Genomic DNA, 13,345 nt, shown 5'->3' with positions numbered 1-13,345 from the left:
ATTTTACAAAGGAAATTATCAGCATAATTTTAGGATTGGTGTTGCATTTCTAAGTTGAATGGGCGAAATGAATTATAAATGAAAAGTACTGTTGAAAAACTATAAATCATACAACTTGCCTATCTGTAGATTTTAGAGAAACAAAAAGATTATTGCAAATCAACCTATTAATGAGACAATATTTATAAGCATATAATTTGCCCAAAAAACTGACTTACTACTTTTATCTAAAGATTACGGTCAAACCATTTTTGTAAGTCTTTGCCATATTTATATTCTGACAACTCAAATGTTTCTATACCCGTACTAAGACACTCATCATAAAGTATATCTACAGATATAGTTAGAGTTTTTTCTCAATTCAATTTGTTTTTCTAATAATCATATTTATCAATTATACTAGCTTAATAATACATGTTCCATAAAATCTTTTATAGTTAAGAGATTTTCAATCATTGAATAAAGTTTTAATATATACTAATTGTTCATAATATTGTAGTTTTTGGAACTTTCTCTAAATTTTAAACTTAACTATTTAACTATGATATATTTTTAAGCACCAATTTTGGGTGTTTTTTAATTTAAAGTAACAAAATAATAAGTTATCTATATTTACTATTTATTAGTTCTTTTACAATTTCATAAGAAACACTTTCCATAATATTTATTATTGTTTTTTCTTTTGAGAATAACGATATCTTGTTTTTCTGCTTCAATAAAATATTAGTTTTCATATACACACTGAATAATCTATCAAAATCATATTCTTCAATAAACTTAAACTTGTTAAAAGAATAACCCTTCTCTTTCATATCCTGAATTAAAAGAATAGCAATTAAATCTGGTATCCATTTTAATTCATTTTCATTATTTGTTCTAGAAATAATTGCAGACTTTAATTTTGTAGCACATAAATTGTAAAAATAATGACAACTATCTATTAATTTAGCTTCTATTAAACTATTTTTATCTTTTGATTGATTATCAATGATATATTGAATTTTATCAATAGTTAGAATATTTTTTTGTATATCTTCTTGTAAATTTTTCATATTAGTATAAATTAATATCTTTTCTGTAGCAGTTAATTCTTCAATAAGTTTTTCATTCTTTCCATCATCTTCAGCTTTTATATAGTTATCGATTAACATATCACAAATCATTAAAATAACTTCACATTTTAAATCTTTTAATGTGTATCGTTTTTGTAATAAGTATGTTTTTAAGTACTTTTGCTTTTGTATATTATTTGATTTTGTTTTAGGTAATTTTTTTTTTGACAAAGTTATTCTTATTAATAGATTTTATTTTTGATTTTAGCATAAAATAATAATAATTGTATTTAAGTAAATTTTTTATATATTTTTAAACAATGTTCTAATGCAGATTTCATTTTCTCTTGTTCTTATCATTTTTGTAGGTTGTATGTTCTTTGTAGTTCTCTGTTTTAGAAAGAATTCTTTAGCTGCATTTTTATCTGTAAATTCTATAAAATCAAATAATTCAAATTTATTACTTTTACAAACAATAAATAAGTTCTCATAATTAAACAAAATATGATGACCTCTAGTTTCAAATTCCTTAACATTAATGTTCATCTTTTTAAATAATTCTATACATTCATTTTTAATATTACTATTTATTTTTATATTATTTTTACTCATAATTATCCTAATATGTTAACTTTAAGTTAATTATATACTATATTTATTTATAATTTATTAATTTTAATTAACTATTTATACATTTAGATTAATAATAGGTAATAGTTCTTTAGAGAAGTAAATAGTGAATTAAATAATAAATTCACTATTTATAAGAAGTTATTATTGGTTTTTAATTAAGTTCATATGTGAATTAACTTTTTGAATAATAGTATTTTGTTGATTTTCTACATCTGGTAATGTTATATTATCACTAAACTCACTTAGATCCATTTGCCCTAAATCCAATCTTTGAAATTCTTCAATTGTAAAACCTCTACAGTTTGGATTTTCTGGTGAACCCCAAAGAATATCCGTTAATTGTTCTCTTCCCTGTACTGCAATTAATTTACCTAATTGTGAGTTAAAACAACAATATGATTTTGATTCTCTAACACAAATTTTACTAAATCCTAAGTTTACTTTTTTAGAACAGTATTCACCTATATAATGACATTTCTCATTTTCTTTTTTTATTTGTAATTCTTTTTCTTCAGCTCTACAACTTAATAAGCCTAATGCGAATTTATCATCATTACAACAACCACCACCTGCTAAACCAAAGAATTTATCACTACTTCGACATTGTTGGGATTCACCATTAAAGATATAAATTTCTCCATCACATTTACCATCTTCAGTCCATCCATTATCTTGTTTATCTAATGTACCGACATTACCACTTAAATCTTCTACATTCTCATTTCCATAACAAGGATAAGGGCTACATTTCCATTGGTCATCTAACCATACAGGTTCTCTTATCTCACTATTACAAGCGTAATCCGTTGTTTTACAATTATTTACAGGTGATTCGGCATCATTACAATTATCTCCTAGTTCTGCATTAGTATTAATTAAATCATCATCAGTTTTTAGACATCCTTTTAATCCTTCATTAACAGGATTATAATCTTCATTAAATACATTTTGTTCAGATGTACATATATATTCATAAGATGAGTAATCAATGTTTTTTGAACAATTTCCTACAGGTGGAATCTTTTCATTACAACTATCAATTAATGTATTTTCATTATTGATAGTAACATTTGGGTCTGTTTTAGCACATGTATCTAACCCAAAATTTGCAATTGCATAATCAGCAGGACATCCATAAGTATAGTGATTGTAATCTATATCCTTATAACAATTCGATTCTGGTGGAATTGGGTTATTACAATCATTTGCTAAATCATTACTTACTCCATCTAAATCATTATCTGTCTTATAACATGTATCTAATCCTTCATCAACTATTGTGTAACCATCTTCACATCCATAAGTGTAGTAGTCATAATCTATAACCTTAGTACAGTTTCCTATTGGTGGTGTTGGTTCATTTACATTATCATCAAGAGTAACCCAATTGACTACATTACCATCTGGGTCTGTTTTTTCAAAAGTTGAGAATCCTTGATTATCAATTGTATATCCAACAGGACAAGAATATGAATAGTAGTTAAAGTTAATATCTTTTTTACATACACTTCCCTCAATTGTATAACTACTAGGACAAGGATAAACATCTTTATAACAATAGAATTGACCTACTGCATTAGTTCCTTTTTGATATCCACTAGGGCAAGAGGTATAATTATTTGAACCACTATCCTTACAATATTTATGGGTAGGATAATCTTTTGTTCCTTGTTCTATTCCCCAATTTAAACAACTTGTAGTTGCTTTTAGCCTAATTGTAGGTTTTCCACCTGCTGACCTATATACTCCTGTACTTTTATTACCTACTTTTTTATATTGTACAATTGCTATCTGTCCAGGGGATACATTTATATAAGAGCTATTTATACCTACTTGAATAGTATTTGGAGAATCATTTAGAACTCCACCACCTGATAAACTATTTCCTGAACCACCTGCTTTTCTTATTGTCGTTCTTAAATATCCAATTGGCATAATTCCACATGAATCACAATTCCACCAATTATAAGTATATGCACCTAATACAATTGGGTCTGCTGTTAATAATGGGCTTGTCATTGAAGTATAATCTGTTACAACCCCTGTATAAGTTGCACTCTCACCATTATCATAATCAACAACTGTTCCTGTATTCTGTGTACTAGAATCACTATTTGCAAAATCTCTTACTGTTGTAGTAAGTTCTTGATACTCTCCTTGTGCATAATCTGTAACGGTACTAACAGTTTCTACAGATTCACCATCTATATAGCTCCAGAACCAATCAGCAGGAGCTAAATCTTGAGGACAATATTCTTTTCCATTAATATCAAATAAACATTTAGCTTCTATTCCTTCACTTGCATTTGCTATGTTATCATCAAAAACTTTTGTGTTGCATACTCTTTCGTCAAAATCAGTTTCACTTACCCCATCATCTTCAAAAAAACAACTTGGCTTTGTATCAAATTCAATAACCGAAATATGTTTTCTTGGATTTTGATTTGAACTTTTGTGATTCCCCACATCATGCCACTCTCCATTATTTCCATTGATAATAACCCAATTTTCACCTAATGGATCAACTACTGCTTTACCATCTTCAATATCTGAAGCTTCAATATAATTGTTTGGTTCAAGATTAGCCCATTTTTTAAATGTCAAACCATTGTTTAATACATCTTTAAATCTTGAATCATTAAAGGCACATGTACTATTATCATAACAATAATTTGTTGTATTATTTGGATCAAGAATTCCAATCCAAGCTTCTGTATTACCACCTACCAATTTTCTAATGAACTCATTTTCTCCACTATCATTAGGAATTGCAAGATATCCATTTTCATTAATAGCAGATATTCTAGCAACTTCATAACTAGTTCTTTGGTATGTTTTAGCATAGTAATGATTATTATACTGTTCAACACTACTAATACTATTACAATCAATACTTAACATTTCCATGTACGTAATTAATAATATGAATAATATTCTTTTCATGTATCTTTTTTCTTTTTAGAATAAACTTTTTTTAACTGTTTTATTACTTTTAACCCATATGGATTATTATTAATTCTTCCGTTATAACATGTAACTCCATTAACAGTAAGACCATGTTTTTTAAGACATCTTTTTAATACCCATCCACCCATATAAATATTTATTCTCGGATTCCATAAATCTTCTTTTTGAAAACCTAATCTTTTTAATGTAGGAATATGAATTGTATTGATTTGCATAATTCCAATATCTTTTGTTCCATTACTATTAAAATTAATTGCTTTAGGATTATGATTACTTTCTACTTTTGCTATTGACCATAATAAAAGAGGATCAATTCCAAAATGATTACCTACTTCCTCAAAATAATTCACTTTTGCAGCTTGAGAAAAGTTGATAAATATTAGAATTAAAAATATATATTTCATGTTAATACCTTTTAAAAGTTTTCTATTAGGTAACTATGTTTATTACCATTTGTTTCTATAATTGCAGGTCTTCCATTTGTTCTATTAAACGTATCTGCAATAAAGTCTTCTTTCACACCTAAAACTTTTGCAATTGATTTATAATTGTTTGCTTTTACCTTTAATATAATTTTAGTAAATACATTTGAAAGTATTTCATCACTATAGTGTTCTACTCGTTGACTTGCTAGGAACAAAGCAAGTCCAAACTTTCTGCTTTCAGTAATTAGTCTATTAAAAATATTGAAAGAGTTAGATTTTTCTGTTCCATGTGGTAATGCTAACTTACTTTCATCAAATACTAAAACTCTATCAAATTTACTTCCCTCTGGTACATTACTTAAATCAGAATAATGACCTCTTAGCATTGATGCTCTAAATAGTTTTTGTGCAGTAAATTCAGCTAAGAATTTTGCTATTAAAGGTTTGTTAACTTGAGTAAATGCAGAAAAATCTAATCTATTAATACCTTTTATTATTTTTGGTTTTTCTCCATTGAAGATTGTCATTTTTGTGATATCTTCTAAATAAACATATAATCCCTCAAATACTCTTTTAACTGAAGAACTAAGATAAAAATTTATATCTATCGCTTCAAACTTATTTTTGTTTTCATTTGTTTCTATTCCATCAATTGTTTCTTCAATCTTTTCAATACTTTCTTTTGCATCTTTTGCAAGTTCTTTTGGTAAATATCTTTTAATGTTTTCAATAGATTCTTCAAGTAGTTTTTTATTACAAGGTATACCTGTATTTATAATCTTTTTTATATAATTAACAAGATTTCCCAAATCATCCATTCTTGGTACTTTATTACTCCACGTATTTATATCTTTATCAACAATTCCATTAATCTTATAAGTATCAATTATTAGCTGTTTTAATATATTAATTTGTTTTTTACCTAATTTATTATCCATGAAGTACTGATTCAACATTACAGTCATAACTTCAGCTTGAATATTTACCCCACCACAATCTTCATCTATTTCTAACTCAAAAGGATTAACTCCATAAGGTGAATTTCTTGGAGTATATTTAATATAGTTTTCTCCATTAATTTTCATATCACCATGAAAATCTATTAGAAATATAGTTTTACCTTTTAAATACATTTCCATTATTAATTTCAACATTAATGTAGTTTTTCCAGATCCACTTTCCCCAATAAGTATTAAGTGTGGATTGTTGACTTCTTTTGCATCTAGATTCAATGTAAATTTTTCTTGTTTATATACCAATCCTGTTGCTAGTAGTAATCCATCGTTTACCATAATAGTTCCTCTACTTCTTCATCAATTGCAATTGCAATTCTATCCCTTCCTTTTGCTTTTGCTTGATAAACCATTGCATCAGCTCTCTTAATAAATGTTTGAGTAGAATCCTCTTCATTTCTAAAGGTTACACCAATTGAAATAGTTACATTTACTTTAATATTATTGAAGATAAATGGATATTTTCTAATGTCTTTTCTTAGAGATTCAAATATTTCATTTGATAAACTTCTATTTTCTTTAGAAATTAGACAAAACTCTTCACCACCATATCTATAAAGCTCTATATCAAAGTTTCTTACTGTTTCATGTATTAGGTTAGATATCTTTATTAATACCTCATCACCTGCTTGATGTCCGTATTTATCATTAATCATTTTGAACTTATCAAAATCTATAAATCCTATTGTTAAATCAGTATAGCTATCATCCCATATCTTGTTTAAATCATCTTCAAACTTTCCTCTATTATAAACCCTAGTTAATTTATCTTTTTGATTTTCTAATATTAGTAGTCTTCTTTCTTTTTTTAAATCATCAACTTTTTTAAGTAATTCAATATTAGATTCCTTATATTTATTTTCACTTGTAGCTGTGTTTTCTTCAACAACATTTATATTTGATTCATGATATTCTTCTTCATTTATAATTGTATTTTCATCATGTACATCTATTACTTTTATGTCTTCATAGTTATCAGCATTAAATAAATATTTATCATCAATACTTTTCATATTGGTTCTTGAGAAAGATAATGCAAGTTGATGACTTTTACCATTAGTAGATTTTTCTAAAATTACAAATGCTGAAAATGTTTTTTTATTCTTTTTACTATATAAATCATCAAACCATATTTTTTTATTTTTTAATATATGAGTTAATAAATCTTTATGAGTAGTTACAGGCATATGCTTTTCAAAATTCTCAAAAAACTTAATAATACTATTTTTCCAAATAGTAAAATCACAAGCTATGTTTTTACATGAATATGTTTTCTCTCTTTCATGAATATCATTTTTCTTACATTCTGGACACTTACCAATTTTAGTTGTCTTTTCATGTTCTAGAATATATTTCTTTAGTTTCTTGATATCTGTTTTAATAGCTTCATCTAATACTTCATTCTTTTTTAATGCAATATTATTAGCTTTATCAATTAACCATTCTTGAGGTTGATTACTATCGTTATAATTAAATCCAAGCTTATCTAAGAATTCATCTTTCAACTTGTCGTATTCATATATTAATTTATTAGGTTCTCCACCCTCTTCTATTTCATCAAGCTGTTTTTCAAACTCTTCTGTATGATCAATATCTATTAACCATTCTCCATGCTCTTCTAAAAAGGTAACTAAACTTATTCCAAGTTCTGTCGGTATTAGCATGTTATTTAAAACACTTATTAATTTTCTTTTTATAAGTAAGTCTGTTACATCTCCAATAGTACTAGGTCTTGCAATGTTCTTTTCATCTAATATTGTAATAAATCTACCTAATCCAATTCTGGGTGGTGTCTTATCATTTTTAGGTTCACTTAAAGAAATTGTTCTTGTACCTAATATATCCCCTACTTTTAGACTTTTAGGAACTTCTACAATTTCATGTTCATCTTCATCTTCAGCTTTCTTTATTTTGTCACCTAGAAGTTTTTCCCATCCATCAAATAATTGTTTATTACCAATACATTGAAACTTGTTACCACCTATATTAATAATTAGCTTACTATTATCATATATTGAATTTTTCATTTGAGTTGATAATGTTCTATAAAAGATAAATTCATATACTAGAAACTCTTCATCACTAAATTGTTCTTTTGTTAATGTATTTCTTAAATTTTTAGGAAAGAATTCTTTGCTAAATGATGTAGGTCTAATTGCTTCATGTGCTTCTTGTGCAGTTTTACTTTTATTTTTAAATACTCTAGCTGTTTGGGTTACATATTCTTTTCCATATTTTTCATATAAGCAGCTTCTTATTGCATCTATTGCTTTTTCAGATATGTTAAAACTATCAGTTCTAGGATAAGTAATTAATCCAATAATTTCTTTTACACCAGATTCTTTGTTAACAATTTCAATACCCTCAAATAGTTTCTGGAGAATTTTCTTTGTTTGTGAAGGGTCAAGATGATAAAGATAATTCATGTTTCTATATATTCTACTTGTAATTAAAGGCGCATAAGGTGCAACATCCCTAGTATCTTCTTTATACTTTTCAACTACATGCTCAATCTCTCCATCATTAACCATTGTATGTAATAAACTAAGTTCTTCATATTGTTCCTCATAAAACTTCATTCCATTACTTACATTAAATTGTAAACCTTCATGCATATAAGTAATGTATATTTTTTTATATTTCTTAGGAATAAATTTTTGTATTCTTCTTTCATTTTGAACAATAATATTTAATGCAGGTGCAGTTACTCTACCTATACCTAAGTTCTTAATTGATTCATCATCTGCAATTTTATCTTTCTTGAATTTATCTCTAATAGCACTTGATATTGGATAACCAATTATTCTATCAATAACTCTTCTTGCAAATTGTGCATTAGTTCTATTCTTATCTATATAAAGTCCATTCTTTAATGAATCAAATATTGTTTCTTTAGTAATTTCATGAAAAATTACTCGGTAGTAGTCTTTTATTTTAAAATGCTCAACAATATCAAAACCAATTCTTTCACCTTCTCTATCATCATCAGTTCCAATATAAATATATTGAACATCTTTTATTTTGCTTTTTATATCAGATAGAAGCTTTTTCTTATTATCCATTACTTCCCAAGTTGCAGAAAACTTATCTTTTGCTTTTTCTATTGAATATGAATTTTTAGGTAGATTCTTAATGTGTCCACCAGATGCTATCACATACCAATCATTACCTAACCATTGTCTAATTGTTTTTGCTTTATTTGGCGATTCTACTATTAATAAATTCTTCATAACTTCCCTACCTTCAATTAAATAGAATAAAATGAACAAATAAGTCTATTTCAACTATTAATATTAATGAAACTATGGGATAAAACACATAGTTTTCAAATCTTTCATTTGTTTTAAATCTATATTTTTTTCCTAATATTACAAAATTAGATAATAAAGGCTTCATTGCATTACTCACTCCACTATTAGTAAGACAATCTTCTAATATATGTAAAATTGCACCAAAACAAAACCCTAAAATTAATATATATTCTAATTTATATGTCTGTGTTCCCATATAATATGCATAAATCATAAATGGTATATATAAAAATATATTATGAGTTAAATTTCTATGTCCAACAGTTTTATTTATAAAGCCAGAAATTAATGGAACTTTTCTTCCTATAGAAGATCTACTTTCATCAATATCTGGGAACAATGTTCCTGTTGTTAAGCCAATTAGATAAACAGCTACATAATCAACTAAATGAATCAAATCATTCTTAAAAATGAATAAAGGAATAAATCCTACAACTAGTGTTGTAGTTAAGTGGCTTTTAGCTGTCATTTAATTTCCATATGCATTATATATTTTTTGTAAAATTTGATATAAAAAATTTTCATCAAAATTCCCTCTTAATGGACTAATCATTAACTCACCTGTTGGTGCAATAATATACGTAGTTGGTGTATAACCATCAAAAGGAAAGTCATTTGGTACTTTATCCCCTTTACTTAAATCACTAATAGCTAATACAAAGTCTTTCCTAATTAATTCATTATTTGGAATAATAGTATTTTTAAGATGTTTATAACAATGCTCACAAGATGCACTTGTTACTATGTAATAAAGTGGTCTATTTGTTTCTTTTGCTTTTTGAAATGCTTCATATATATTCAAAGTACTATCTGCATTTAGTCCACTAATGAATATCATTAGTAGTATTAATAAATTTCTCATTTTTTTCCTTTGTTCAGATTATAATGCACAACAATCTCTTTTCTTAAAAAGAATAAAAGAATAATTATTGAACATACTTGGTGGATTTTTAAAAGAATCCCAATTTAAACCTGTTTGCCCTATAACTATTGCTTCTGGAGTTGCAACAGGTATAACAGGTTGTAATCTGTAAGCTGTCTTTTGCCATATAGGCATAGGATATTTTCCACATAATCCTTGATTCCCTACACTTCCCCAAAGTATTAATTCTCTGTGCATTTTGTAAATCATTTTTGATGCAATACCTGCAACATCTGCCATATAAGAATTTTTTGCTGAATGACTTCCTGTCATAGGATATGAATTTCCCCATGAACCCATACACCAAAATAATAAATCTATTGGATATCCAAAATTAGAACTAATTGAATCTGCAATACAAGCTAAGTTTGTTACAGGATTTCCAAAAAGTAATGCTTCAGGTGATATTATTGCTGCTAAAGTATCACTATTCCATAATGGGTCAACTTCTGTTATATACGCATAATCAACACCAGAACTTTCCATACATAAGAAATCAGTAATTAATTCTAAAATTGATAAAACAGGAAAAATACCATAATGTGACTGCATGAAGTTTCTACTTGAGGTCGTTCCCCCACTTTGCTTATTCCCACCTAGCATTCCACCTAAATTAGAGGTTGCACTAAATCCAAAACTAGGGAAGCAATAAGGTTCACTAACAACTTCAATAAGCCTATTTGGTTCAAAAAAACTTACAGGAATACCTATTCTTGGAAATGGGTCTGAACATATACATATAGGAGAACGTGAAGATGGGTTTGGGTCATCCATTGGACCACTTATAAGTGTTAATCCACTTATTGTTATAGGAAACATACATTCATAACACAAATCTTGTGTCATCTTTAATAATGCACTTTTATCTTCCATACAGGCATAACTATTTACATTAATTAAAGAAATAAGAATTAATATTTTAATGTTTGTAAATAATTTAAACTTTTTCATTTTATTATCTTAAATTATTTACTAATTGTTTTTTTGTTTCTTCATCTAATTTCTCAATTGAATAAACACCTTCTTGAACTTCTATATTTTTTGTTGATTTAAATAGTAATATCTTTTGTTCAATTAAATTTTGAGATTCTTTAATTGTAGATATTTCATTACTCATTAAATTTTGAGATTGTTTTATTAATGATAATTTTGAGTCACTTGTTCTAAGACTTTCTTCATTTGAATCAATCTTATTTGCTAAATCATCTATTAGTTCAATAATTAGTTTATAGTCTTGTAAAATATTTGGTACACTACTAGCATACAGACTCGCACTAAGTACAACTAGTACTCCTACTATTCTTTTCTTCATTCTTAATCCTTTGCTTTAAATTGTGTTACTTTAACTCTGTCTTGCTCTTGTTCTACAATTGAAGGTACTGCTTCAATTTCAAACTTTTTTATCAGTACATCACTTGCATAAAAAACCTCTCTTTTAAAATCTTTAATTGCATCAAAAATTTTTCCATTTGTTATGATAATTCTGGTAGTAATATCCTCATTAAATTTTTGACTTTTTACCCAAGCTCTTTGCTTCTTATCAGAATAATCTATAAATAAATATCTATCATTCATAGAGATATAGTTCAAAGGATTAAACTTAAACCCTTCTTTGTATAGTATTTTTCCCTTAGAATCTTTTATATCTCTTTTTGTTGTATATTCAATATCTGGGTAGAATACTTTTGCTTTTTTTGATGTTGGTATATCTAAAGTTAAAGTATTAGGTTTATAATTATCTATTTTTTTAATCATTCTGTTTCGTTCTGCTGTAAATCTCTTTTTAATTGCATCTTTATTATTTGCAACATGATTTCTAAATAATTCAATAATATTTCTTTCTTTTATCTCATAAGTATGTCCATTCTTATAAGTTGTTATTGTTTCTGCATTTAGTGTAAAAGCTGCAACTAATACTAAAATTGTTTTATTCATTAAAGAATCCTTTTTGAATATTTTTAATTAACTTAGTTAGTCCATTACTCTTTGCATCTTTGTTTATTTTTTCTAAAACATATTTTATATTGCTATCTCCATAAGATACATATACATCTTCATTACTCTTATCATCTTTTCCATTACCTTGTATTTCCATATAAGGGTTATAGTTCTTAATAAATATGATTGCAGGTACTTCAGTTAAATTGTATTTAGAAAATATTTTTGGGTTTACGTCAACTCTAAATAAGTATTTATCCTTTTCGTCTTTATTATCTTTACTAAGTAAGTCATTAACATATTTTAAAGTTGGCATTATCTTTTTTGGATTGTTTCCAATAAACCCATTAAGTACAAATAAAACATCGTCATAATTTTCACTTAACGATTTGAAATAATTCTTTATTACTTCTTTTGGTATTAATTCACTTATAGCAACAATTAATCTTTCATCACTTGCTAAGAAATTATTTCTATAAGCTTTTTTTGGAGATTTTTTAATTTCTTTTGAATAGTCACCCATCTTTTCTTGGAAATTCAATTCTTTATCTTTCAAGATATAATCTTTATATTCAGTAACTTTTTTCTTGTATTCAGAAGATTTAATTAATCCATTTATTTCTTCAGCTATCTTCGTAGCATCTTTAACATTATGATTCTTTTTAATAGTAGTATCAAGTTTTGTATCTAAATCTTTTCCAGACATCTTTTTAATATCTACATCTGTACTTAAATTTTTTCTAAAACTTTCTGCATCTCTTTTGTATTGTTCTGTTTTATCTTGTTTCATATACTTATCAATAAACAGTTCTTTATCTGTATCTGCGTTCATATATGAGATTAAAATTAATGAACATAATAAACTTTTTTTCATTTTAAGCCTTTTTTATCTCTGTACATATAAGTTCTCATTAAATTGTAAAAACACGTTGTGGAATTTAATTTATTTATTTTTAAGTTGATTAAATTAGGTTAGGTAGTAATATCAGTAAACTATTAAGAATTAATTATTATAAAAAATATTTATACATATAGGATCAGGATATTTGAAAACATTAGATGGAAATGAAGCTAAAATAAAATG

At 26.3% G+C, this 13,345-nt stretch carries 12 protein-coding genes; all 12 read right to left on the bottom strand.

What is annotated here, in order from left to right; all coding sequences use genetic code 11:
• Nucleotides 1-602: 602 nt before the first annotated feature.
• Nucleotides 603-1,283 carry a hypothetical protein gene (locus GBG18_RS10735; protein WP_152190976.1) on the bottom strand — a complete coding sequence of 227 codons (681 nt, stop codon included), beginning with the start codon at nt 1,281-1,283 and terminating at the stop codon, nt 603-605.
• A gap of 72 nt (nt 1,284-1,355) precedes the next feature.
• Complete coding sequence (locus GBG18_RS10730; RefSeq protein WP_152190974.1) at nt 1,356-1,664, bottom strand: hypothetical protein; 309 nt, start codon at nt 1,662-1,664, stop codon at nt 1,356-1,358.
• A gap of 162 nt (nt 1,665-1,826) precedes the next feature.
• The gene (gene traN / locus GBG18_RS10725; protein ID WP_152190972.1) at nt 1,827-4,628 is read right to left on the bottom strand and encodes a conjugal transfer protein TraN; all 2,802 of its coding nucleotides are present in this window, start codon (nt 4,626-4,628) and stop codon (nt 1,827-1,829) included.
• Nucleotides 4,625-5,056 (bottom strand): lytic transglycosylase domain-containing protein, encoded by a 432-nt coding sequence (locus tag GBG18_RS10720; RefSeq protein WP_152190971.1) that lies wholly within the window; start codon nt 5,054-5,056, stop codon nt 4,625-4,627. The genes traN and GBG18_RS10720 overlap by 4 nt, the downstream gene beginning before the upstream one ends.
• An 11-nt stretch (nt 5,057-5,067) precedes the next feature.
• Nucleotides 5,068-6,369, bottom strand: a complete 1,302-nt coding sequence (locus tag GBG18_RS10715) for an ATP-binding protein (protein ID WP_152190969.1) — start codon at nt 6,367-6,369, stop codon at nt 5,068-5,070.
• Complete coding sequence (locus GBG18_RS10710; RefSeq protein WP_152190967.1) at nt 6,363-9,320, bottom strand: DNA topoisomerase; 2,958 nt, start codon at nt 9,318-9,320, stop codon at nt 6,363-6,365. Before GBG18_RS10710 ends, GBG18_RS10715 begins: the two co-directional genes overlap by 7 nt.
• Before the next feature lie 13 nt (nt 9,321-9,333).
• Complete coding sequence (locus GBG18_RS10705; RefSeq protein WP_152190966.1) at nt 9,334-9,870, bottom strand: metal-dependent hydrolase; 537 nt, start codon at nt 9,868-9,870, stop codon at nt 9,334-9,336.
• Nucleotides 9,871-10,263, bottom strand: coding sequence for a thioredoxin domain-containing protein (locus GBG18_RS10700; protein ID WP_152190964.1), 393 nt, complete (start codon nt 10,261-10,263; stop codon nt 9,871-9,873).
• 18 nt (nt 10,264-10,281) lie between these two features.
• Nucleotides 10,282-11,274 (bottom strand): TraU family protein, encoded by a 993-nt coding sequence (locus GBG18_RS10695; protein WP_226896471.1) that lies wholly within the window; start codon nt 11,272-11,274, stop codon nt 10,282-10,284.
• A 4-nt stretch (nt 11,275-11,278) separates the two neighbouring features.
• Nucleotides 11,279-11,635: a hypothetical protein gene (locus GBG18_RS10690; protein WP_152190962.1), complete on the bottom strand. Its 357-nt coding sequence runs from the start codon at nt 11,633-11,635 to the stop codon at nt 11,279-11,281.
• A gap of 2 nt (nt 11,636-11,637) precedes the next feature.
• The gene (locus GBG18_RS10685; RefSeq protein ID WP_152190960.1) at nt 11,638-12,258 is read right to left on the bottom strand and encodes a hypothetical protein; all 621 of its coding nucleotides are present in this window, start codon (nt 12,256-12,258) and stop codon (nt 11,638-11,640) included.
• Nucleotides 12,251-13,135, bottom strand: coding sequence for a TrbC family F-type conjugative pilus assembly protein (locus GBG18_RS10680; protein ID WP_152190958.1), 885 nt, complete (start codon nt 13,133-13,135; stop codon nt 12,251-12,253). The genes GBG18_RS10685 and GBG18_RS10680 overlap by 8 nt, the downstream gene beginning before the upstream one ends.
• Between the last annotated feature and the right edge of the window lie 210 nt (nt 13,136-13,345).

It is taken from the genome of Poseidonibacter ostreae (genome assembly GCF_009208075.1).
GTDB lineage: Bacteria > Campylobacterota > Campylobacteria > Campylobacterales > Arcobacteraceae > Poseidonibacter > Poseidonibacter ostreae.
The sequence above is the reverse complement of the archived record's forward strand: the minus strand, read 5'-3'. Positions and strand labels throughout refer to the sequence as shown.